The sequence below is a fragment of the Streptomyces sp. CA-243310 genome (assembly GCF_050936775.1).
Lineage (GTDB): Bacteria > Actinomycetota > Actinomycetes > Streptomycetales > Streptomycetaceae > Streptomyces.
On the sequence record NZ_JBNJMF010000001.1, the window covers coordinates 3,710,706 to 3,731,980 of the forward strand.

General features: G+C 72.0%; 21 protein-coding genes. 15 read left to right on the forward strand and 6 right to left on the reverse strand.

From position 1 onward, the window contains the following. Positions 1–175: 175 nt before the first annotated feature. Together ACQEVM_RS16465 and ACQEVM_RS16470 are read left to right on the forward strand one after the other, a co-directional pair. Positions 176–337, forward strand: a complete 162-nt coding sequence (locus ACQEVM_RS16465; protein ID WP_053676175.1) for a hypothetical protein — start codon at positions 176–178, stop codon at positions 335–337. A gap of 216 nt (positions 338–553) precedes the next feature. Beyond that, complete coding sequence (locus tag ACQEVM_RS16470; RefSeq protein WP_433079358.1) at positions 554–1,465, forward strand: SigB/SigF/SigG family RNA polymerase sigma factor; 912 nt, start codon at positions 554–556, stop codon at positions 1,463–1,465. A 26-nt stretch (positions 1,466–1,491) separates the two neighbouring features. Here ACQEVM_RS16470 and ACQEVM_RS16475 read toward each other — a convergent pair whose 3' ends face one another. Further along, positions 1,492–1,881, reverse strand: coding sequence for a hypothetical protein (locus tag ACQEVM_RS16475; RefSeq protein ID WP_433079360.1), 390 nt, complete (start codon positions 1,879–1,881; stop codon positions 1,492–1,494). Positions 1,882–2,243: 362 nt separating this feature from the next. Here ACQEVM_RS16475 and ACQEVM_RS16480 point away from each other — a divergent pair, with 362 nt between their 5' ends. Together ACQEVM_RS16480 and ACQEVM_RS16485 are read left to right on the forward strand one after the other, a co-directional pair. Then, the gene (locus ACQEVM_RS16480; protein WP_433079362.1) at positions 2,244–3,701 is read left to right on the forward strand and encodes a PepSY-associated TM helix domain-containing protein; all 1,458 of its coding nucleotides are present in this window, start codon (positions 2,244–2,246) and stop codon (positions 3,699–3,701) included. A 250-nt stretch (positions 3,702–3,951) separates the two neighbouring features. After that, positions 3,952–6,066 carry a SpoIIE family protein phosphatase gene (locus ACQEVM_RS16485; RefSeq protein WP_433079364.1) on the forward strand — a complete coding sequence of 705 codons (2,115 nt, stop codon included), beginning with the start codon at positions 3,952–3,954 and terminating at the stop codon, positions 6,064–6,066. A gap of 78 nt (positions 6,067–6,144) precedes the next feature. On the opposite strand, the gene ACQEVM_RS16490 is transcribed toward ACQEVM_RS16485, so the two are convergent. Both ACQEVM_RS16490 and ACQEVM_RS16495 read right to left on the reverse strand, forming a co-directional pair. Further along, positions 6,145–6,735 (reverse strand): DUF4291 domain-containing protein, encoded by a 591-nt coding sequence (locus ACQEVM_RS16490; protein ID WP_433079366.1) that lies wholly within the window; start codon positions 6,733–6,735, stop codon positions 6,145–6,147. Positions 6,736–6,832: 97 nt separating this feature from the next. Continuing rightward, positions 6,833–10,213 carry a BTAD domain-containing putative transcriptional regulator gene (locus tag ACQEVM_RS16495; RefSeq protein WP_433079368.1) on the reverse strand — a complete coding sequence of 1,127 codons (3,381 nt, stop codon included), beginning with the start codon at positions 10,211–10,213 and terminating at the stop codon, positions 6,833–6,835. Positions 10,214–10,389: 176 nt separating this feature from the next. On the opposite strand from ACQEVM_RS16495, the gene ACQEVM_RS16500 reads away from it, so the two are divergent. Genes ACQEVM_RS16500 through ACQEVM_RS16510 form a run of 3 tightly spaced genes read left to right on the forward strand, consistent with a single transcriptional unit; the run spans position 10,390 to position 12,136 of the window. After that, positions 10,390–11,070, forward strand: coding sequence for a hemerythrin domain-containing protein (locus ACQEVM_RS16500; protein WP_433079370.1), 681 nt, complete (start codon positions 10,390–10,392; stop codon positions 11,068–11,070). Further along, positions 11,067–12,008 carry a pyridoxamine 5'-phosphate oxidase family protein gene (locus ACQEVM_RS16505; protein ID WP_433079372.1) on the forward strand — a complete coding sequence of 314 codons (942 nt, stop codon included), beginning with the start codon at positions 11,067–11,069 and terminating at the stop codon, positions 12,006–12,008. The genes ACQEVM_RS16500 and ACQEVM_RS16505 overlap by 4 nt, the downstream gene beginning before the upstream one ends. Then, positions 12,005–12,136 carry a hypothetical protein gene (locus ACQEVM_RS16510; RefSeq protein ID WP_433079374.1) on the forward strand — a complete coding sequence of 44 codons (132 nt, stop codon included), beginning with the start codon at positions 12,005–12,007 and terminating at the stop codon, positions 12,134–12,136. Before ACQEVM_RS16505 ends, ACQEVM_RS16510 begins: the two co-directional genes overlap by 4 nt. Positions 12,137–12,276: 140 nt before the next feature. Here the strand turns inward: ACQEVM_RS16510 and ACQEVM_RS16515 are convergent, their stop codons facing one another. Then, positions 12,277–12,543 carry a hypothetical protein gene (locus tag ACQEVM_RS16515; protein ID WP_433079376.1) on the reverse strand — a complete coding sequence of 89 codons (267 nt, stop codon included), beginning with the start codon at positions 12,541–12,543 and terminating at the stop codon, positions 12,277–12,279. Between the two features lie 230 nt (positions 12,544–12,773). Further along, on the reverse strand, positions 12,774–13,205 hold the full coding sequence (locus tag ACQEVM_RS16520; RefSeq protein WP_433079378.1) for an SRPBCC family protein: 432 nt from the start codon (positions 13,203–13,205) through the stop codon (positions 12,774–12,776). 253 nt (positions 13,206–13,458) lie between these two features. Between ACQEVM_RS16520 and ACQEVM_RS16525 the strand changes: the two genes are divergently transcribed. From ACQEVM_RS16525 to ACQEVM_RS16545, 5 genes are all read left to right on the forward strand, one after another. Beyond that, on the forward strand, positions 13,459–14,088 hold the full coding sequence (locus ACQEVM_RS16525) for a nucleoside/nucleotide kinase family protein (RefSeq protein WP_433079380.1): 630 nt from the start codon (positions 13,459–13,461) through the stop codon (positions 14,086–14,088). A gap of 319 nt (positions 14,089–14,407) precedes the next feature. Further along, on the forward strand, positions 14,408–15,109 hold the full coding sequence (locus ACQEVM_RS16530; protein WP_433080049.1) for a hypothetical protein: 702 nt from the start codon (positions 14,408–14,410) through the stop codon (positions 15,107–15,109). Positions 15,110–15,433: 324 nt separating this feature from the next. Continuing rightward, positions 15,434–15,952 carry a MarR family winged helix-turn-helix transcriptional regulator gene (locus ACQEVM_RS16535; RefSeq protein ID WP_433079382.1) on the forward strand — a complete coding sequence of 173 codons (519 nt, stop codon included), beginning with the start codon at positions 15,434–15,436 and terminating at the stop codon, positions 15,950–15,952. A gap of 144 nt (positions 15,953–16,096) precedes the next feature. Further along, a complete protein-coding gene (locus ACQEVM_RS16540) occupies positions 16,097–16,609 on the forward strand; it encodes a hypothetical protein (protein ID WP_433079384.1) in 513 nt (170 codons plus the stop codon). A 160-nt stretch (positions 16,610–16,769) separates the two neighbouring features. Next, a complete protein-coding gene (locus tag ACQEVM_RS16545) occupies positions 16,770–17,621 on the forward strand; it encodes an NmrA family NAD(P)-binding protein (protein WP_433079386.1) in 852 nt (283 codons plus the stop codon). Positions 17,622–17,738: 117 nt separating this feature from the next. Here ACQEVM_RS16545 and ACQEVM_RS16550 read toward each other — a convergent pair whose 3' ends face one another. Then, positions 17,739–18,485, reverse strand: a complete 747-nt coding sequence (locus ACQEVM_RS16550; RefSeq protein WP_433079388.1) for a terpene synthase family protein — start codon at positions 18,483–18,485, stop codon at positions 17,739–17,741. A 357-nt stretch (positions 18,486–18,842) separates the two neighbouring features. Between ACQEVM_RS16550 and ACQEVM_RS16555 the strand changes: the two genes are divergently transcribed. The 3 genes from ACQEVM_RS16555 to ACQEVM_RS16565 all read left to right on the forward strand — a co-directional run bounded on the left by ACQEVM_RS16555 (position 18,843) and on the right by ACQEVM_RS16565 (position 21,123). Further along, complete coding sequence (locus ACQEVM_RS16555) at positions 18,843–19,220, forward strand: ATP-binding protein (RefSeq protein WP_433079390.1); 378 nt, start codon at positions 18,843–18,845, stop codon at positions 19,218–19,220. A gap of 221 nt (positions 19,221–19,441) precedes the next feature. Beyond that, the gene (locus ACQEVM_RS16560) at positions 19,442–20,407 is read left to right on the forward strand and encodes an LLM class F420-dependent oxidoreductase (RefSeq protein WP_433079392.1); all 966 of its coding nucleotides are present in this window, start codon (positions 19,442–19,444) and stop codon (positions 20,405–20,407) included. A 14-nt stretch (positions 20,408–20,421) separates the two neighbouring features. Continuing rightward, positions 20,422–21,123, forward strand: a complete 702-nt coding sequence (locus tag ACQEVM_RS16565; protein ID WP_433079394.1) for an HAD family hydrolase — start codon at positions 20,422–20,424, stop codon at positions 21,121–21,123. Positions 21,124–21,275: the final 152 nt, after the last annotated feature.

Here is a 21,275-nt window from a genome sequence, read left to right on the forward strand (position 1 = left end):
CACTCTCCAGGCGCCGGCGTGCGAGCTCGTCGACGGGGATCGCACCCACCGCGCCTGTCCCGGGTCGATCCACGCGGCCCGTTCGGCTGCCCGCCTGCGTGGATAAGAAACAGGTAAATCCGGTGTGCATGGCTTGGGGGAGTGGGGGCATTCGGTTGTTCGGAGGTTGATAATCATGGTTCCCCTGCTTCTTGTTCTTCTGCTCGCTCTGATTCTCTTCGGTGCCGGTTTCGCGGTGAAGATCCTTTGGTGGGTCGCCATCGCCGTTCTGGTGCTGTGGCTCGTCGGGTTCGTGGCCCGTCCGAAGGGTGGGAGTGGCCGCTGGTACCGCTGGTAGACGGGTCTTCCGTCCGTGGTGAAAGCGTTGTGGGGTCCGTCCTTGCGGGGGCGGGCCCCACAGTCGTGTCCGGGGGCGACGGGCGGCTCCATCGGCAAGGTCGACGAGAAGTGACGTTCTGCCGGCCGGTGTAACCGGGAACGGTGCGGGCACGCGGCACCAGGAACACCAGGAACCCGGCTCCAGGCAACCCGTTCGTTCAGGAGGACCGCCCTCATGCCTCACCCCCCGGCCGTCGACTTCCGGCGTGAGACGGCCAGGGAGGCCCCGGCTCGGCGCGAGTGCCCACTCATCAGGTCGGAAGAGAGCCTGCCCCGGATCGACGAACCCCTCCGGGTGGCGCCCGCCGACGCTCGTGAGCTGTCACGTCTGTTCCTGATCCGGCTGAGGTCGTCGGAGGAGGGAACACACGAGTACCAGTACGCCCGCAACACCCTCATCGAGATGAACGTCTCGCTGGTCCGCTTCGCGGCAGGGCCCTTTCGCGCCCAGGCGAACGGATGCGTCGAGATCGAGGACCTCATCCAGGTCGGCACCATCGGCCTCATCAAGGCCGTCGACCGCTTCGACCCCGGCCGGCACGTCGAGTTCTCCACCCTCGCCCTGCCCTACATCACGGGCGAGATCAAACGGTACTTCCGTGACACCACCTGGGCCGTACACGTCCCGCGCCGCCTCCGGGAACTGCGCGCCGAACTCGCCAGATGCCGGGAGACCCTGACCGAGGCCCTGGGCAGGGCGCCGGCCGTGAGGGAGGTGGCCGAGTACCTGGGGCTCCCCGAAGGGGACGTCGTCGAGGGACTGGTGGCGGCCAACGCGTACCACAGCGCTTCCCTCGACGCTGCCGGCGGCACGGAAGAGCGGTCCGCCGCGGGCACCGACAGCCGGGCGCCGGCCGACACGGTCGGCGACGTCGATCCCGCCATGGACCGTTTCGAGGACTTCCACACCCTGGCCCCCCTCCTGCGAAAGCTCCGCGAACGCGACCGACGGATCCTGCGGATGCGCTTCGCCGAGGAGTTGACACAGGCCGAGATCGGCGCCGAACTCGGCATCTCCCAGATGCAGGTGTCGCGCCTCCTCTCCCGGACCCTGGCCGGCCTGCGCAGCGGCATGCTCGCCGACTGAGAACGCGGGCGTGGAGGGCCTGGCCGTCAACGCCCTTCGGAACGGTGCGGCAGGCGTACCGCGCGCGTGGCGGTGCCGGCCGCGGCCACCAGCGTCGCGGAGGCGAGGACGGCGAGGACGGGGTTCACGTATCCGGGGACGAGATCGACGTCCGCGTTGCAGGTCTTCGACAGCGGGAGCAGTGTCTCGACGTGGTGGTCGGGGTCGAAGCGCGTGTGCAGGGTGAGTTCGCACATCTCACCCATGTCAAGGACCAGCAGGTGCGTCAGGCCCATCAGGTACTGAAGGCCGGTCGACACGGCCAGAAGCAGGGTCCAGCGCATCCAACGGTCACCGCGGGCCGCGCGTCTGACGGCCGCCACGAGGCACCAGACAGTGGCCACGAAGGCGCCCGCCCACAGGAATTCGCTCAGCATGCCGGAATCGTATGCCGACCGCGCGTGCCCCCTTCGGGCGCTCCGTCGGCGGCCCCGTCCGATGATGCGAGCCGGTGCGCTCGGCCGGTGCGCTCGGCTCGTGCGTCCTCCGGTCGGGTTCCGGGCACCGCTCGCGCAGCCCCGGTCATCCCCCCGCCCGGTGGACACGGCCGCACGATTTCCGGCCACACCGCCTCCGGGTACATCCCGCGCAGCCTGCGCCTTCACTGCTTTCGATTCCCTGAAAGTGGCGGAAACCAGATGGGGTTCCCATCCGACTACCGGAGAGAGACAGCCGGACCCGACGTCCGGACCGCTCCCGTCACCCTTTCAGGCTCCGCTGCACCCATGGGGGAACGCACGTGACAACAACCACCGATCAAGAACCGCTCAGACCGGCAGGGCCGGCGCAGGATCCGTCCCCCGGGCGTTCCCGGCAGGGCGTGCGCGCCCTGTTGGTGAGGATGCACTTCTACGCCGGGGTGTTCGTCGCCCCCTTCCTGCTCGTCGCGGCCCTCACCGGACTGATCTACACCTTCACCCCGCAGCTCGACCAGCTCGTCTACGGCAGCCGGCTCCAGGTCGAGGAGGTCGGCGAGCAGCCCCGACCGCTGTCCGCGCAGATCGCCGCCGCGCGTGCCGCGCACCCGGAGGGCTCGCTCGCTTCCGTCACCACCCCGGCGGAGCCCGAAGACACCACACGCGTCGTGCTGTCCCTGCCCGAGCTGGGCGAGAAGCAGCGCACCGTCTTCGTCGACCCCTACACCGCGAAGGTCCAGGGCGAACTCACCACCTGGTTCGGATCGACACCGCTGACCACCTGGCTCGACGACCTGCACCGCAACCTGCACCTCGGCGAGACGGGCCGCCTCTACTCCGAAGTCGCGGCCAGCTGGCTCTGGGTGGTCGTCGCCGGTGGCCTCGTGCTGTGGATCGGTCGCAGCCGGGGACAACGTGCCCGGTCCACCCGTGGTGTGCTGCTCCCGGACCGGGCCGCGCGCGGAGTGCGCCGGACCCGCAGCTTCCACGCCGCCACCGGAGTCTGGCTCGCGCTCGGCCTGTTCTTCCTCAGCGCCACCGGCCTGACCTGGTCCCACTACGCGGGCGAGCGCTTCGGGCAACTGCTCGACGCCACCAAGGGGCACGCCCCCGAACTCGACACGACGCTGCCCGGGACCCGACCGCCGGCCGGGGGCGAAGGCGGGGAACACGCCGGCCACGGCGGTGATCACGGCGGCGAGAAGAGCGAGGAGCCGGATCCTGCCGCGTTCGAAGCGGCTCTCGCCGCGGCCCGCGATGCAGGGCTGGGCGGCACCGTCGAGGTGAAGCCCGCGGCGGACGCCTCCAGCGCCTGGGTCGTGGCGCAGAAGGACAACGTCTGGCCGGTGCACTACGACCAGGTCGCCGTGGACGCCGGTACGGGCAAGGTCACCTCGCAGAGCCGGTGGGCCGACCATCCGCTGCCGGCGAAGCTCAGCAAGCTCGGCGTGCAGGGGCACATGGGCGTCCTCTTCGGCGTCCTCAACCAGATCGTGCTGGCCGTCATCGCGCTCGGTCTGGTGCTGGTGATCGTGTGGGGCTACCGCATGTGGTGGCAGCGCCGACCCACCCGCGCGGACGGCAAGGCCGCCCTGGGCCGAGCCCCGGTCCGCGGCACGTGGCGCCGCCTGCCGATTCCCGTCCTGGTGGTGGGCGCGCCTCTGGTGGTCGCGCTGGGCTGGGCGATGCCGGTGCTGGGAGTGACGCTGCTCGCCTTCCTGTTGGCCGACCTGGCGGTCGGCGTGGTCCGCAGGGCCCGGACCGCCCGGCCGACACCCTGACGGGGCCCTTCTGCGGCGGCCCTCTCGCCGGACGGGCCCCGGCGGCATCCTGCCGCCGGGGCCGGAACGGTTCAGACAGCGAATGTCCGAACGTTCGAGTACCAACGCCTCGACGCAGAAACCTGGGGAGCGGGGCGTGGACCCGGCCCCCGGGCCGGCCACGGCCCGGGCGGCTGATCGAGCTACTTGACGGCTCTGCGGAGGTCCACCGGCACGCCGGTCGGGCAGGCTGGGCGCGGAGGTGATCGCGGTGACGCACGAGGATCCGTCCCGTCGAGTGCGGCGGGGTGTACCCGGGGACGTGGACCTGGCGGTGCTGGACGCCCTGTTCACCCAGTCACCGGTGGGGCTTCACGTCCTGGACACCGAACTGAGGCTGGTGCGGATCAACACCGCCACCCGGGCCATGCACGACGTTCCTGTCGAGGGGCTGCTGGGGCGTCCCTTCACCGATGTCTTCGCCGGCCTGACCGCGCTCGGGGAGGTGACGCAGATGCTCCGCGGCGTGTTGGAGACCGGGGTGCCGGTGCGCGAGCACCTGATTCGTTCGCGGCTGGACTCCGACCGGGGTCGGGAGACGACGCGTTCGGTTTCCGTCTTCCGCCTCAGTGACGAGCGGGGGACGGTTCTGGGGGTGGCGGTCTCAGCGGTCGACGTCACGGAAGCGCAGGTGGCGCGAGCACGGCTGCGGGTCCTCGACGGAGTGCGCGAGCGCGTGGGGCAGACCCTCGACGTGATCGTCACATGTCAGGAACTGGCAGACGCCCTGGTGCCGGCCTTCGCCGACATCGCCGTCGTGGAAGTGGTGGAGGCGGTGGTGCGCGGCGAGGAGCCCCCGACGGGTCCGCTCGCCCAGGACGTACCGCTGCGCCGCGCCGCGTTCCGGGCCCGCGGCGGCCACGGGCAGGCTCAGGCCCATCCGGTGGGCGACGTGCGCAGCCTGCACAATCCAACCCCCTACAGCCAGACCCTGATCGACCTCAGGCCGAGGATCGTTGCCCTGGGTGAGGACACTCCGTGGCTCGGGGCCGACCCCAAGAGGGCGGGCGCGATCCGTTCGGCGGGAGCCCGCAGCCTGCTCGTCGCCCCGCTGGCCCTGCGGGGCAGGGTCCTGGGCCTGGTGAGCCTCTATCGCACCGCGGAGTCCGACTCCTTCGACCAGGGCGACCTCGGTCTCGCGCGCGAGGTGAGCGCACACACCGCCCTCTGCATCGACAACGCCCGTCGTTTCACCCGCGAGCACACCATCGCGGCCACGGTCCAACGCCATCTGCTGCCGCGCCATCCCATGCGGCAGAGCACCGTCGAGACGGCTCACCTGCACCTGCCCGGCGGCGACGGGGGCGGTGGCTGGTTCGACGCCATCGCCCTGTCGGGCGCGCGCACCGCCCTGGTCGTCGGCAACGTCGCCGGACGCGGCATCCACACCGCGACCACCATGGGACAGCTGCGCACCGTCATCCACTCGCTGGCCGCCCTGGACCTGGAACCGGACGAACTCCTCGCACGCCTCGACGACACCGCCCGCTTTCTGGCGGCGGAACGTGCGGCCCGACCCACCGGTGACCCGATGGACAGGCAGCCGCTCTCCGCGAGCTGTCTCTACGCGGTGTACGACCCCTTCACCCGCACCTGTACGTTCGCCTGCGCCGGTCAACCGACGCCACCGGTGATCGTCCGGCCCGATGGGGGCACCGAAACGGCGGAACTCGCCGTCGGGCCCGCACTGGGCGGCGAAGGCTGGCCCTTCGCCACCACGACCGTCACCCTCGCCGAGGGCAGCACCCTCGCCCTCTACACGCCGCAGCTGCTCACCCCGGCCCGAGCCGATGCCGACGAGGCCACCGACCCGGGCGCTCTCCGCGACGTCCTCGCCCGCCCCGACCGGTCCCTGCAGGATCTGTGCGACGACGCGCTGTACGTGCTCGGGGCCGGCAGTCGCGACGGTGACGCGGTTCTCCTGCTGGCCCGCACGCACGCCTTCCCCGCCCGCACCACGGCCACCTGGCACCTGGCCGACGACCTCACCGCGGCCGCCACCGCCCGCGGACACGCACGCCGAACGCTCACGGGCTGGGACGTGGACGAGGACACCGCGGCCGCCACCGAACTGATCGTCAGCGAACTGGTCACCAACGCTCTCCGCCACGGCAACCCGCCCCTGCGGCTACGCCTCATCAAGGACCGCACGCTCACCTGCGAGGTCCACGACACGAGCACCACCAGCCCCCACCTGCGTCACGCCCACGCCGTCGACGAAGGCGGCCGAGGCCTGTTCATCGTCGCCCAGCTCGCCCAGCGCTGGGGCACCCGCCACACCCCCCGAGGAAAGACGGTCTGGACCGAACAGGACCTCACGCCCTGACCCCGCCAGGACAGGAACGCCGCCCCTGGGCGAGCCGCCGGCTCGCGGAGGTCCGGCCGGTCGAGTCCGGGAGGATCGTCACGCGCCGAGGTGGGGCAGCGGGCCCGCCGGGTAGGGAGTCTCCACCGGAAGGAGGGCCCGCGCCGCCGAGTCCTCGCCGGCGCGGACCAGGTCGTGGATCGCCCGTACCCGCGGGGTGATGTCGCGGATGGCGACCGTCCACTCGTCGGCGTACGCACGCGAGAGGGGCCCGGACAGGCCCAGTTGGAGCGAGCGATGGGGCAGCGGGTTCAGGTGCAGGTCGCGTTCCGGGTCCCATTGGACGCGTGCGGAGCTGTCCCGCAGCGACCGTTTCCAGGTCTCCGCGTCGGGATGCGTGCCGTGTTCGTGGTGCGAGAGGCAGGCGTGGCGCAGCGCGTGCTCGAAGCCCGCGCGGGTGATCTCGACGGCCAGGACCGTCTCCTGATCGGTCTTGCCGGCCCAGCCGCAGCGGTACATCATCCACAGGAACGACGGCTTGATCCACGTCATCCGTTCCCGTTTCCAGGCCGCCGGGAATCGTCCGTCGCGGGCGGCGGAGACCCCCAGCGAGGGGGAGTACGCCTGGTAGACGGTGACGGTCTCGGCGGTGTGAGCCGCGCGGATCTGGCGGTTCGGAACATCGTGCATGCCCCCAGGGTGCCCGGCGGGTACCACCCCTGGCCGGCGGATTTCCACCAGGGGAGGCGGATCGTACCCCGGGTGCCCGCCTCACACGGCACCTGCGTCATACGGCGAAGGTCCGTCTCCGGAGGTGGTCCGCTGCCAGATCGGCCGCGGCGTGGCGTGCGGCCGTCGCGTGGTGCGGGGCGTTCCAGGCGTGGGCGACCCGTTCCGCGAGGGCGTAGGCATCGGCCGCCGCCCGGGGATCGCCGAGGAGGCGATGGAGGTCCCCCAGGGGGTGGGCGAGGGGGCGGGTGGCGTAGGCCGCATTGGCCGCGCCGCCGAACTGGTCGCGCAGCGGCAGCAGGTGCTCGATCAGCATGCCGGCGGCCTCGGTGTCGGCGTGCAGGACCGCGAGTTCGCTGCGGTAGTCGAGTTCGACACCGTAGAGGTGGTCCGTCACCGGTCGCGGGGGGAAACGAACCTCCCGCGCCTCGTCCAGCCGTCCCCGGCGGGCCAGCACCAGCGAGTGTGCCACCGCGACGGGCGCGCCGACGGCCTCGTGCACCTCGCGGACGCTGCGCTCGATGTCGGCTGTGCGTCCCTGGGTGAAGCGGATGGTCCACAGGCCGAGCGTGCGCGGGCCCGTCGCATGGTGCGCCCCGACCCGCTGGAACAGTTCGTCCGCCTGCGCGTACCGCTCTTCCGCCTCCGTGAACCGTCCCGCGATGGCGGCCAGCATGGCACGGGTGGTGGCGTTGATGCCCCGGGCCCACAGCATTCCGTAACGGTGTGCGAGGTCCAGGCCCTCGGTCGTGTGGCGGTGGACCGCGGCGGGATCGTTGCGGGCTGCGGCCGTCATGGCGTCGAGGTGCTCACACACCCACCGGTGGGCGGGCAGGTCGTGTTCCTCGGCCAGCTCCCGCAGTTCGGCGACGAGAGGGGGTCGGGCCGCGCTCTTCAGCTCATGCGGCGGCAACTTGGCCGAGGTCATCAAGGCCGAGGCGAGCAGCCGCGGTTCGCCGATGGAGCGGGCCAAGGCCAGCTGAACGTCGTCCGCCTCACGGGCGCGCGGGGCGTCCTCGCCGGCCACCGCGTCCGCGAGGACCTGGAGCACACGGGCGCGGGTCGCCCCGTTCAGGGCGGGGTCCCCGGCGAGCCGCTCCAGGCGGGCCAGCGCGGTCCGGTCGAAGAGGCCCGCCAGTCGACTGCGCCAGGGCGAGGGCTCGGTCCAGGCTCCGTAGACCGCGGCGACCAGGTCGTCGCGGTCGGCCCGTACCGCGAGATCCACCGCCCGTTGACGCGTGTGCCGGGCGGCGTCCGTGGCGCCGGCGCGGACCTGCGCGCCGAGCAGGCGCATCAGGAGCGCGAGGGTGACGTCGGGGTCCGCATACGGATCGGCGGTGGCCGCACCGTGCACCTCCAGCGCCTGCGCGATCAGACCGACCGCCACGTCGTGCGCGTATCTGAGCTCCGCCAACTCTGCGGCGCGCAGGGCGTAGTCGACGGCCAGTGGGGCGTTCGCGGCCCTTCCCGAGCGGGCGAAGTGGTGGGCGAGCGCGGCCAGGTCCTCGGGCCGGTGGCGGTGCAGCGTCCGGGCGATACGGTCGTGCAGGCGCGATCGTCGTACACCGGACAGGTCGGTGTAGACGGTGTCGCGGACCAAGGCGTGCACGAAGCCCACCCGGTCGGGCGCCGGCTCGGTCAGCAGGTCCGCGGCGAGTGCCGCGTCGAGCCCTTCGAGCACGGTCTCCTCGTCTGCGTCGGCCGCCTCGACCAGCAGGGCGACGTCGGTCTCCAGGCCGACCACGGCGGCGAGGCGCACGACGGCCAGCCCGGCTTCGGGAAGCAGCGCCAATCGCCGGCGCAGCACGTCCCGGACGCCCTGGGGGACCTCGGAGAGCGCCACCAGAGCGCCTTCACGGTCGAGCAGCCGTGCGCTCTCCCACACGTAGAACGGGTTCCCGCCGGTCCGCGCGGTGATCGTGGCGACCGTGGCCCTGTCCACGGGCTCGCGGCAGACGGCGTCGACGACGGTCGCGACGTCGCGCGCCGGGAGCCCGCCGAGCGCGATCCGGTGCGGAAGGCGGCCGGCGAGGCGGGCGAGGCTGGTGACCAGCCGGCCGGTCACCTCGGCGGGGCGGTAGCAGGCAACGGTGAACAGGGGCACTCCGGTGACCGCTGCCGCCGCTTCGAGCAGGGCCAACGTCTCCCCGTCCGCCCGGTGCAGGTCTTCGAGCAGCACGGCGAGCGGTCGCCCGGATGAGGCGGTGGCAAGCCACGCGGTGAACGCGCGATGTGTACGGAAGCGGTCGGCGGTCGCCTCGTCCCGCGTGGCGGCGGCCGTTCCCTCCGGCTGGTGCAGGAGCACGGCGAGTTCCCCCGGGTGCGCGGGAGGTACCTCCCGCGCCAGGGCACCGAGCGCCTCCACCCACGCCCACGCCGGCGGCGCGCCCTCGTGCTCGGGGCAGCGGCCGACCACCACCGTCCAGCCCTCGCCCCGCAGCCGGTCCGCGAACCGGGCGAGGAAAGCGGACTTCCCCGCTCCTGCCTCACCGGTGACCAACAGCATGCCGCCGGTGCGACGGGCGGCCAGCGCCGCCGTGTCGGCGGCGACGAGTTCCTCGCTCCGGCCGAGGAACAGGGGCGGCCGGCCGGCGGGCACGGTGGCGGCCCCCGGCCCGGGAGAGCCGATCGCCCGCAGCGGCTCCGGCACGCCACCCGCGGCCGGCTGCTCGGGTACGTGGGCGTGCAGTACGTCCAGCCGTTGGTCGAGGAGGGCGTGCTCCAACCCGACCAGGTCGGGTGAAGGATCACAACCCAGCTCGTCGCGCAGCACCGCCTTGGCGCGGCGCAGCGCGGCGAGTGCGTCGGCCCGCCGCCCGCAGGCCCAGTGGGCGAGCGCCAGCAGACGCCAGCCCTCCTCCCGCAACGGGTGATCACCCACCAGCGCCTCCGCAGCCGAGGCCGCCTCCGCGGTGTGCCCGGTGCGGAGATCGGCCGCGACGGCCAACTCGCGGGCGTCCGCGTGCAGGTTCGCCAGGCGGGCCGCTTCGGGCAGGGCCCACGGTTCGTCGGCGTACTCCTGGAAGGCCGGACCCCTCCACCAGGCCAGCGCCTCGGCCAGCAACTCCCTTCTCTGCGCTGCGGGGGCACGCCGTGCCCGTTCCAGCCGTGCCTCGAAACGCCATGCGTCCACCGCGTCCCGGGGGAGGTGCAGGGCGTACCCCGGTGCGGACGTGACAAGGACGGTGGCGGGGGCGCGCGGCGGCCGCCGGGGCTCCAGCAGGCGGCGCAGGTTGGACACGTAGGCGTGCAAGGACACGGTGGCCTTGGCCGGCGGGGTGCCGCGCCACAGGTCTTCGGCGAGGCGGTCCACGGACACCACCGCCCCGCGGGCCGCGAGGAGACCGGCGAGCACGGCCCGCTGCCGCGGGGCTCCCAGGGGGACCGGCGTTCCTCTCATCTCGGCGTCCAGGGAGCCCAGCACTCGTATTCGCAGCACGTCCGGAAATCTACCGGAGGCGGCGAAGACGTTACGTCGACAAAGGATGAACGCGCAGGTCAGAGGAGTGGGGAGGGTATGCGCGGGGTTGGGGCGGTACGCCAAGTCAACGCCAAGTGACCACAGGCACCTTGGTCACATCCATCGTTCGCATTCGATCCACGGAGCAACCCGGCGTGTCCCCCAGCACTACCTCCGAACGTCCCCACACCCACGAAATGGTCGTGGTCCACCGCGTCTTCCGCCGGGAGTCGGCCCTGCTGCCACGCCTGGTCCGAGCCGTCCCGCACGGTGAGACCACCCGTGCCACCGAGATCGCAACCCACGTGGCCGAGTACTTGGCGGGGCTGCACCACCACCACACCGTCGAGGACGAGACGATCTGGCCGCTGCTGCGCGAGCGCGCGGCGGACGAGGAACCGGTCGCGCGGATGGAGGAGCAGCACATCCGGATCGACCGCAGCCTGGAGGCGGTCACCGACCTCCTCCCCGAGTGGCAGCGGACCGCCGACCGCGCGGCGGGGGAGGAACTCGCGTCGGCCCTGGACGAGCACCGCTCGGCCCTTCTGGAACACCTCGACGACGAGGAGCGGATGATCCTGCCCCTGGTGGCCGACCACCTCACCGTCGCCGAGTGGGAAGCGGTCGGACGTCGTGGCCTGGAGACCGTCCCCAGGAACAGACTCATGCTCGCCCTCGGCGCGCTCCTCGAAGACGCGACCCCGCAGGAACAGGCGTACTTCCTGGGCAGGGCCCCCCTCGTCGGGCGCCTGTTGTGGAAGGCGATCGGACGCCGCCGGTACGCCGCCGCCTGCCGCGCGCTGCGGGCCCCGCTGGACGGCGGCACGGGACGTTGACCGTACTCGACTCCGCTCCTCTCGATGCCCTGGACGCCTACCGGACCTGCGAGTTCGTCACCCTCGGCAGGAACGGAACCCCGCAGGCCTGGCCCACGGCGGTGACACGGCGCGAGGACGGAACCCTCCTGCTGACCACCTCCCTCGCGTTCGCGCAGAAGGCCCTGAACGTGCGCCGCGACGCCCGGGTAGCGCTGCTCTTCTCGGACCCCACGGGCAGCGGGCTCGATCCCGCCCCGCAGATCTTCGTCGCCGGCAGGGCCGAGTGCCCCGACGAGATCATGACCGGCCCGGAAGGAGCCGAGGCGTACTGGCAGAGGCTCTTCGAGCGCCAGCCGCACAGCCGTTCGTACCTCTCGCCTCCCCTGCGGCCCCTGATGCACTGGTACTACCTGCGGCTCCACATCACCGTCGAACCCGAGCGGATACGCGTACGGCCGCCACTGGCCACGCTGTCCGGACCGGGCGCGCCGGCGGCCGTGACCGGGACGGAAGCACTGCCGGGAGCCGCGCAGCTGAGCCGCTTCCCCACGGCTGTACTGGCCGCACGGGACGCGTCGGGGGCACCCCTGCTCGCCCGGACCCGGCCGAGACCCACCCCGGCCGGATACCTGGTCGAGGTGCCGTCCGACTGCGCCGTCCAACGGGGCCCGGCCACACTGCTGGTGCACCGCCACGACGAGCGGCTCAACCGCATGTACAACGCATCCGTCCGAGGGGACCTGCGGCGCACCACCGACGGCTGGATGCTCGTCCCGGCGGCCGTGGTGGAACCGATGGGCTCGGGACGGGCGAGCGACGCGCTCCGTGTCCTGCGCCACACGAGGCGGGCCGGCGACCGCTATCTGGAGCGTCGGGGTCTGGGCCGGCCGAAGGTGCGGTGGGACGAGTTCCGCGCCCTCGCGAGGACCGCCGTACACGGGGAGCGGACCACGTGAACGCGCTGATGGCCCACCTCGTCACCGCGCTCACGGGCGTCCGCCGGCTCGCCGGACGGCACCGCCCCCGTCCGGCACCCGTGGGCGATGCCCGGATGGGGCGGGTGATGCGCTCGCCGCACCACTGACCCGGTTCAGCCAGGGTGCCGCGGTCCGCGGTCGGTCCGCGCCCGATCGGTGGTCGGTCCGCGCCCGGTCGGTGGTCGGTCCGCGGTCGGTCCGCGGGGGCGGCGGCGCCGCCCCCGCCCTGGCGCGGCGGGCTCGCCCGTCACGCCGATTCGTCCCGGATGGTGTTGCGGTGTTCCTCGTAGACGAGCCGCGCGTCGTCGCTCGGGAGCGCGTCGGTGGCGAGGCCGCAGGCACACGTGACGACGGTGAGTTCGGACGGAGTGCGCAGGGTGTGCCCCTCGGGGCTGGTCCAGGCCTTGCCGGCCGGGTTCTCGTACCGGAGGTGGTGGCGGTATTGAGGCCGGAGGGCGGGGCTCGGGGCGCAGCCGGTGCCGGCCTGGTCAGGGGTGAAGCGGTGCTCGCTCATGGCTCCATTGTGGCCGTCCGTGACCGCGGGAATGCCCTCGAAGGGGCGGTGGCACCGGATCCGGCCGCACGAGTACTCCGACTGCGGCGAGGCGACCGCCGACGAGGGTCGGCAGGGGGAGGGCGCGTGCCCGGCGTGTCGGGTGCGGCCGTTCGTCGCCGGCCGATGAGGAAGGCGCGGTACGGCGGCGGAACCTCGGGGAATCCGCACGGGGAATCCATACTGGCCCGTCAGAGGTTCGCAAGCACCTGCGGCATGACTCGCTCCACCTCGTCCGCGAGACGGTTGAACTCCTTTCCGAGGAACGGAGCGGCGAGCTTGAACAGCCCCTTGAAGTCCAATCGGGCCCGGTAGGTGAGCGCGGTCCCGCCCGGGACGGCGCTCAGCAGGAGGTCGTCGGTCGCGGTGACCGTCGAGTTGTCGCCGACGAAGGTCAGGCGGTCCTCGTCCAGGCGGACCAGCTGGTACGTGAGCCGCGTCTCCCGCCCACGGAACTCGGACACGTTCCTCCAGGTGGAGCCGACCCGCACGGGCCCGTCGTCGAGGCGTTCGCAGGTCTTGGTGCCGGGGTCCCATTCCTGCGCCCGGCCGAAGTCCTTCAGATAGTCGATCAGGACCGCTTGGGGCCTGGGGATCGTGAACGAGCGCTCTACGAAGACCACGGCGGAACTTCCTCTCGTGGAACCGACCGGAACCGGTACCTCTGCCTCGGGGTGTACTTCTGCCTTCCCCCGAGGACGTCGCCTCGGATGCAAGGTACGTGCACGCGTGTGCGAGCGTCCCGCGTACCGGTGGCCGGCAGGTGGGAGGAGCGTGCGCGCGGGACGCCTCACGCCCCGGTCGGCGGCGCCCGGGCGCCTCACAGTGGATCCGCTCACCGGACCCCTGACCCGACGCCGCGGTGCCGGACGCGCCATGGCGCAGGATGGGGCCATGGAGTTCACGGAACTGGAGGGGCGGGCGCGCCGGCTCGCGGCGTCGGGGGACAGGCGGATCCTGGGAATCGCCGGGCCACCCGGCGCGGGGAAGTCCACCCTGGCCGAGCGCCTGGCCCTGGCCCTGGGGCCCGGGCAGGCCGTAGTGGTGCCGATGGACGGTTTCCACCTGGCCCAGGCCGAGTTGGAGCGCCTGGGCAGGGCCGGTCGCAAGGGCGCCCCGGACACCTTCGACGCCGTCGGATACACGGCGCTGCTGGGCCGGTTGCGGTCACCCGGGGCCGGCGCGGTCTACGCCCCGGCGTTCGACCGGTCGCTGGAGGAACCGATCGCCGGAAGCATCCGGGTGGACGCCTCCGTGCCCCTGGTCGTCACCGAGGGAAACTACCTGCTGTACGGGGCGGGGGAGTGGGCGGCGGTACGGCCGCTCCTCGACGAGGCCTGGTTCCTCGCCCCGGACGACGCGAAGCGTGTCCGGCGGCTCGTCGACCGCCACGTCCGCCACGGCAGGGAGCCGGAGGCCGCCACGGAATGGGTCTCGCGTTCCGACGAGGCGAACGCCCGGCTGATCGCCCCGGGGCGGGCCCGGGCGGACCTGGTGGTGGAGTGACGCCCGGCCCGTGAGGCCGGTCCGTCGCGGTCAGGACCCTTAAGAGCGGAACAACTGGGCCTTAAGCCCTCCTTAGGCCGCCTTGGGGAAGCGCCGATCGAGGCCGCCGGCGCGTGTCGCGTACCCCCGTCGACCACTCGGGCACCAGGCCTCCCACCTGCTTCTTTGCGCGTACCCCCCGGCACCCGGACCCACCGCGGCACGTCACGCGGCGTCTGGACCTCCCCACGGCCGGATCAATCGGCCGAAGACAGGAGTGAACTCGCTCGCGATGGCGGCCGTATGCAGGACGGGAGGACAGCATCCATCGAGTCGAGGAGTGTCAATGTCCCGTAAAAGGACCATGAGTCGTACGAAGAAGCTCGTGCTTTCCGGTGTGACCGGAGTACTGGTGGCGGGAGGAGTCGTCGCCACGATGGCGACCGGCAACGCCGCCGCGCCCGACGTGGTGTGCAAGGGGTCGACGGTGACGTTGTCGGGTGAGGCGGGTGCGCCGGCGGCGAGTAGTGGGACGTTTCCGGTGGGTACGAAGTTGAAGGTGACGAATCTGGACAACGGTCAGGCGACGATGGTGACGGTGAATGGTCCTTCGGGTAGTTGTGTGTTGTTGAACAACGCGGCGTTCGAGAAGGTGCGGGAGCCGGGCAAGAACCTGATCCGTCGGGCCCTCATCGAGCGCGTGGGGGGTGGGAGTGTGGCGCCGTCGGGTGCGGCCGGTACTGCGGCGCCCGCGCCGGCCGGCGCGGGGGGTGCGCAGGTGCCGCCGGCCGCCGGTGAGGTGGTGTGCAAGGGGTCGACGGTGACGTTGTCGGGTGAGGCGGGTGCGCCGGCGGCGAGTAGTGGGACGTTTCCGGTGGGTACGAAGTTGAAGGTGACGAATCTGGACAACGGTCAGGCGACGACGGTGACGGTGAATGGTCCTTCGGGTAGTTGCGTGTTGTTGAACAACGCGGCGTTCGAGAAGGTGCGGGAGCCGGGCAAGAACCTGATCCGCCGGGCCCGCATCGAACGCGTGGGCTGAGCCACCAGAGCCCGATCGGAGTAGTTGGAGCCATGGCCGGGGCGCGCGCCCATCGCCCCCGCCATGGCGGCCCGTGAACCCGCCGGCACCGGGCGACACCCTGGTGGTGCCGACGTTCCACTACGCGGTCATCTTCGTTACGCCGCCTGTGGTCCGTCACGTACGCCGATGGAGGTGAGAGGCGGGTTCCTCCGATACCGGTGGACGTCGGGTGCAAGAGTCCACCGGAGCCGGAGCCGGAGCCGGAGCCGGAGCCGGAGCCGGGGTCCGGCGCCGGGGTCCGGCGCCTTGACAACACAAGTGATTAGCCGCCATATTACCTGCATGACGGGGAATGAAATCGACGGCGAGGCGCCCACGCTCGACCAGGCCAGGCGCCAGGTCCGACACTATGGCCTGGAGGTCGATCCGCAGGCGGTGCTGGTCGCGGTGCGGCTGATCTCGGCCGGTGCGCGGGTCGGCCGGATGGCCGAGGCGCACTTCGCCAAGTTCGGCCTGTCGACGGGGCGTTACCGCCTGCTCGCCGACCTGGAGGACCACGGCGGGGAGAAGTCGCCCTCGCACCTCGCGGTCGACCTCGGTGTCTCCAGGGCCACGGTCACCGGCCTGCTGGACGGTCTTGAGCGCGAGGGTCTCATCGCCCGCCGCCCGTCCACGGAGGACGGTCGGGGCACGGTGGCCGTCCTGACCGCACGCGGGGCGCAACGCCTGCGCGACATGGCGCCCGATCATTTCGGGCGGCTTGAGGCGATGGTGGGTGGCCTGTCCGTCGAGGAACGTGCGGTGTTCCTCGAACTGCTCGCCCGCGTCGTGCGCGGCAGTTCGGCCCTGGTCGCCGACTGACCCGGCTCTCGGTCGATGTGGCCCCGCCCTTCGGGTAGGGCCCTTTTTTCGGCGCAATAGTTAGCTGCCTAATTATCTTTACGGAGAGGGCCGCCGCCCCGGCGCCCCCTTCGCGTCCCGCACACATGACGGAAAGAGGTCGGCATGCCCGCAACGAAGGACAGAACCAGCCGCAGCCGAGCGGCCTCCCGGTCATCCCGGCCGTTCACCTTGTGGCGCGAGGTGCTGACCGCCTACGTCGCTCCCGCGCTGACGGCCGGTGCCGCCGGAGTCGCCACCGGGCAGCAGGACCTGGCCGTGGCCGCCTGCACCTCCATCGCGGGCACCTCCGCCGTGGTGGCGTTCCTGGTCGGCACCTGGCTGCGCCGCGGCGGGCAGCCCCGACGGTGGACCACCACCATCCCGCGCACTGCCCTGACCTCGGGACTCGTGATCATCGTCGTGGGTGCGGCGGCCGCGCTGGGATGGTTCACCGGCCAATGGCTCCCCACCCACACCCCGATCCCCGCCACCCCGTGGCTGGAGCGCCTGCGCATCGACCTGCCCGTCTCCGCAGCCCTCGCCACCACCATCGTCACCCTTCGTTGGCGTGCCACCACATCCCCGGCACAGCCCACCCCGAGGCCGGGCCCACCCACTCCGCGATCCCGCGCCTGACCGCGCCTGACTGCGCCCGAGCGCGCCCGAGCGCGACCAAGCGCGACCAGGCATGACCAAGAGCGCCAGCGCCCGAGCACGACCAAGCACGACCGAGCCCGCCCCGGCGGCACCGGCAGCCGGGAAGTCACCAGGAAATGAGCACACGATGATCGTTGTCATGGGAGCGACCGGAGCGACCGGGAACGCACTGCTCCACAGCCTCCTCGCACTGGGCGCGCCCGTCCGCGCACTGACCCGCACCCCGCACACCCCGATCCCCGGCACCGCCGGTATCCGTCAATCGGTCGACGTCCGGTACGCCGACGCCAACGACCCCCACTCGCTGCACACCGCGTTCAAGGGTGCGGACCAGCTCTTCCTCGCCATGGCCAACAGCCCCGAACAGGTCGTACTCGAAACCCGCGTCATCGACATCGCCGCGCACGCCGGCATCGGACACATCGTCAAGATCTCCGCGCCCGCCGCGGAACCCGACTCCCCGGTCGCCATCTCCCGCGGACACCACGCCGTGGAGGAACACCTGCGCGCCCGCGGGCTCACCCACACCATCCTGCGCCCCTACGCGTTCATGCAGAACCTCCTGCGCCTGGCCCCCACTGTTGCCGAGGGCGTCATCCTCGGCACGGCGGGCGACGCGCCCTTCAACCACATCGACTGCCGCGACATCGGCGACGTCGCCGCCACCGTCCTCACGAGGCCCCACATGGCTGGCGGCACCTACTCGCTGACCGGCCCCGAAGCGGTCTCTCATCCCGAAATCGCCTTTCGGATCGGCACTCTGATCGGGCGTCAAGTCCGCTACGTCCACCTCACCCCGGACGAGCTGCGCGACAACCTGATCCACCACGCCCACATGCCCGCCTGGCTCGCCGACCACGTGACGGAGATCCAGCGACTCGCCGTGACCCGGCCCGAGGCCCCCGACAGCACCGTCACGGACATCCTCGGCCGCCCGCCCCGCACCCTCGACGCGTTCCTGCGCGAACACCGCGCGGTCTTCGACCGATAGGGCGCCGACTCACAGCCCTTTACGAAGCCGCTTCGCGCCACCCCGAGCGGCCTGGTCACCGACGGCCGTGGATCCGGCACGTGCGTGCCGATCCGGCACGTGGATGCCGGTGCCCGGTTACGGGGGGAGGGTCTCGTCGAAGTAGCCGGGGCCCGTACGGGGAAGGACACGGAGCGCGCCGGTGTAGCGGCGGGTCCGGGTCTGCCAGGCGTGGTACCCGCTCATCCACCATTCCATGACCTCGACGTACGTACGGACATGGGCTCTCTCCCGCCCGGTCAGCCCAAGCCGCGTGCACACGTCCGGCACCTGCGCGGCGAGTTCCACGAAGCGTCGTGTGCGTCGTGCGACCTCCTCCCGGACCGCGGCGACGTTGAGGCCGGTGGCGTGCTCGCCGAGGGAGAGGGGGACGGCGGTGCCGGCGATGCCGCGGCGGACCTGTAGGTAAGTCTCCAGATCCCCTGGCGTGCCGCGGGTCCGTCCGATGGCCTCGTGGGCCTGGGTGGCGAAGTAGTACTCCCACTCGTGCGCGGTGCGAGCCGCCCAGCCGGGGTGGGAGCCATGAAGGCTTCGGGTCCGGATGTCGGAGAACGCGCGGGAGCAGGCGTCGGCGCCCGGTCCGGCCGGTGCTCCGTGGACGATGTCGATCAGCTTCCGGCAGACGGCCACGACACGTGCGGGGTCCCGGCCCAAGGGTCCGTCGAACTGATCGTCGAAGACGAAGAAGAACGCCATCGCGTCCGTACACAGGTCCAGGGCCGGTCCGCGCGCGTAGGGCATGCCGTGGGCGGCCGGCAGCGGCATGTCCCATGACGCGTACCACTCAAGGGACCGGCCGTACCCGACCAGTCCGAAGTGGTGCACCCATGCCAGGTTGCGCTGCCGGGCACCCTGAAGGTCGGGGCTCAGCGCGAGAGGGAAGGGCAGATCGAAGGGGACGTCCTACGGCACGTGACTCTCCGTGAGGTAGCCGACCCGGGCTCCCGGATCACGATTCTCGGGGTGGGGTTCCACGGTCTCGTGGAAGCCGGCCCCGTCCGAGGCGTCGCCCGGACAGCTCGCGGCCGATATCCGCCGTCTCGTCGTGTCGGACGTCCGGAAACCGCGCATCGGCAGTGCTCGGACCGACGCGTTCCCGTGGCTTGTCGTGGGGGCAGGGAACCGTCGGCCTGGTGTGCTTCGTGGAGGGAGGAGAGGACACGGCCGGTGAAGGGAGAGGCGATGCCAGGGACACCACGTCGCACGCCAGGACTGAGATGCGAGGACGCGCGGCTGATCGCCCGGGACGTCCTGTCGACCCACCACGTGGGGACGCCTCTCGCGGACGACGTGCTGCTGGTGGTCTCGGAGCTGGTCTCCAACGCGATCCGTCACGCCGGCGGCGTGACCGACTTCCGCGTGTGGTGTCTCCCGGGCTCGGTCGCGGTCGAGGTGTCGGACGGCTCCACGCTCCGGCCGTCCCCGCCGGGTACGCCGGTCGAGTCACCGGGAGGGTTCGGTTGGCTCCTGGTCAACCGGATCGCCGACCGTACGGAGATTCGGTCCGACCATGCCGGAAAGACGATCACGGCGTTCCTCTCGCTCACCCCCGAGGACTGAACCGCGGCACTCCGCCCTCTCCCGGCAACCCGCCGGCGGGTTGCCGCGCGCGATCGGCGCCCCACCCGGCAGGGATCGGCGCCCCACCCGACAGGGACGGCGCGGGAGAGCCCGCGGCCTCGCGACAGACCCGTGCCCGCCCGGATCCACGCGGTGGGCCGTACGGACCCTCGGGCATGGCGAAGGGTTTCGAACCGACTGATCGCGGCTAGGCGGTGCGTATGGTGCGAATCGGATACACGATGATGACCGAGCAGGCCGGGCCGCGTGAGCTGGTGTCCCACGTGGTGGGGGCGGAGCGGGCGGGGTTCGACTTCTCCGTCATCTCGGACCACTCGTTCCCGTGGCTGGAGTCCCAGGGACACGCCCCGTACGCGTGGAGCATCCTGGGCGCGGCGGCGCAGGCGACCTCCCGCATCCCGCTCATGACGTACGTGACCTGCCCGACCTTCCGGTACCACCCGACCGTCATCGCTCAGAAGGCGGCCACGGTGCAGATCCTCTCGGAAGGCCGGTTCCGCCTCGGGCTGGGTTCCGGCGAGAACCTCAACGAACACATCGTGGGCGCCGGCTGGCCCGCCGCCCACGTACGCCTGGAGATGCTGGAAGAGGCCGTCGACATCATCCGACGCATGTTCACCGGCGAGTACGTGAGCCACCACGGTGCCCACTTCGACGTGGAGAACGCGAAACTGTGGGACCTGCCCGATCACACGCCTCCTCTCGGCATCGCCGTCTCGGGTCCCCGCTCCTGCGCGCTCGCCGGACGGTACGCGGACCTCGTCATCGCCACCGAACCGAAGCGCGAACTCCTGGAGGCGTTCGACGCGCACGGCGGCGCCGGCAAGCCGAGGGTCGGCCAGCTTCCCGTCTGCTACGACACCGACCGGGACGCGGCCGTGGCCCGCGCCCACGACCAGTTCCGTTGGGCGCTCGGCGGCTGGAAGGTCAACTCCGAACTCCCCGGCCCGGCCGGCTTCGACCAGGCCGCCCGGCACACCCGCCCCGGGAACGTCGCCGAGGCCATCCCGTGCGGCAACGACGTGGAGGCCTTCGTGGAGGCGGTGCGCCCCTACGCGGAGGCGGGCTTCACCGAAGTCGCCCTCGTGCAGATCGGTGGCGCGCACCAGGAACCGTTCCTGGAGTGGGCCGAGGCGAAACTGCTGCCCGCCCTGCGGAACCTGTGAAGGGCGCCCGGACCATGAGCACGGCCCGCGCCGCCCTCTTCGACGTCGACGGCACCCTCACGGACACCAACCACCTCCACGTCGTCTCCTGGTGGGAAGCGCTGCGCCAGGCCGGGCACCGGGTGCCCGCACACGCCGTCCACCGGGCCCTCGGCCTGCCCGGAGAGGATCTCCTCGACCACCTCCTGGGCGAGGGGCGCGACCGCTCCGCGGACGACGGGCTCAGTGCCGCACACGACACCCTCTACGCCACGTACTTCGAACGGATCCCGTCCTTCGACGAGGTCGCCGATCTGCTGCGCGCACTGGCGGGCGACGGATGGAAGGTCCTGCTGGTCACCTCGGCCAAGGACAGGGAACTCGACGCCCTGCGCAAGGCCATCGACGCGGACGACGCCATCACCGACACCGCCACCTCCGAGGACGTCGACCGGGGCAAACCCGCACCCGACCAGGTCCGGCACGCCCTCGGCCTGGCCGGAGCACCACCCGAGCGGGCGGTGCTCGTCGGCGATTCCGTCTGGGACATGCGGGCCGCCACCCGAGCCGGCGTGACCGCGGTGGGCCTCCTGTGCGGAGGCATCCCCCGCGAAGACCTGGAGGAGGCCGGTGCGGTCGCCGTCTACCGAGACCCGGCCGATCTGCTGGCCGGCCTCGGTGCGAGCCCGTTCCTGCGGGTACCCGCGACCAACGGGGACGGTGACACGGCCAGGTAGCGGCATCGGAGCTCCGCCGCGCCCTGAGTGCGGCGGGCGGGGGATTCCGGGCGGTCCGACGCGCCGTGCGGCGTGCCGGCCGGGGCGTGGCCCGGCGCGGGGCGTACACATGGGAAGCGGCGTCAGCCGTACAGCCTCTGTTGGATCCAGAG

Bases quoted from the DNA above. Each gene is read 5' to 3' on its own strand.
- ACQEVM_RS16465 (WP_053676175.1), top strand. From the start codon at position 176: ATGGTTCCCCTGCTTCTTGTTCTTCTGCTCGCTCTGATTCTCTTCGGT.
- ACQEVM_RS16470 (WP_433079358.1), top strand. From the start codon at position 554: ATGCCTCACCCCCCGGCCGTCGACTTCCGGCGTGAGACGGCCAGGGAG.
- ACQEVM_RS16475 (WP_433079360.1), bottom strand. From the start codon at position 1,881: ATGCTGAGCGAATTCCTGTGGGCGGGCGCCTTCGTGGCCACTGTCTGG.
- ACQEVM_RS16490 (WP_433079366.1), bottom strand. From the start codon at position 6,735: ATGCACGATGTTCCGAACCGCCAGATCCGCGCGGCTCACACCGCCGAG.
- ACQEVM_RS16515 (WP_433079376.1), bottom strand. From the start codon at position 12,543: ATGAGCGAGCACCGCTTCACCCCTGACCAGGCCGGCACCGGCTGCGCC.
- ACQEVM_RS16525 (WP_433079380.1), top strand. From the start codon at position 13,459: ATGGCGCAGGATGGGGCCATGGAGTTCACGGAACTGGAGGGGCGGGCG.
- ACQEVM_RS16535 (WP_433079382.1), top strand. From the start codon at position 15,434: ATGACGGGGAATGAAATCGACGGCGAGGCGCCCACGCTCGACCAGGCC.
- ACQEVM_RS16540 (WP_433079384.1), top strand. From the start codon at position 16,097: ATGCCCGCAACGAAGGACAGAACCAGCCGCAGCCGAGCGGCCTCCCGG.
- ACQEVM_RS16545 (WP_433079386.1), top strand. From the start codon at position 16,770: ATGGGAGCGACCGGAGCGACCGGGAACGCACTGCTCCACAGCCTCCTC.
- ACQEVM_RS16555 (WP_433079390.1), top strand. From the start codon at position 18,843: ATGCCAGGGACACCACGTCGCACGCCAGGACTGAGATGCGAGGACGCG.
- ACQEVM_RS16560 (WP_433079392.1), top strand. From the start codon at position 19,442: ATGGTGCGAATCGGATACACGATGATGACCGAGCAGGCCGGGCCGCGT.
- ACQEVM_RS16565 (WP_433079394.1), top strand. From the start codon at position 20,422: ATGAGCACGGCCCGCGCCGCCCTCTTCGACGTCGACGGCACCCTCACG.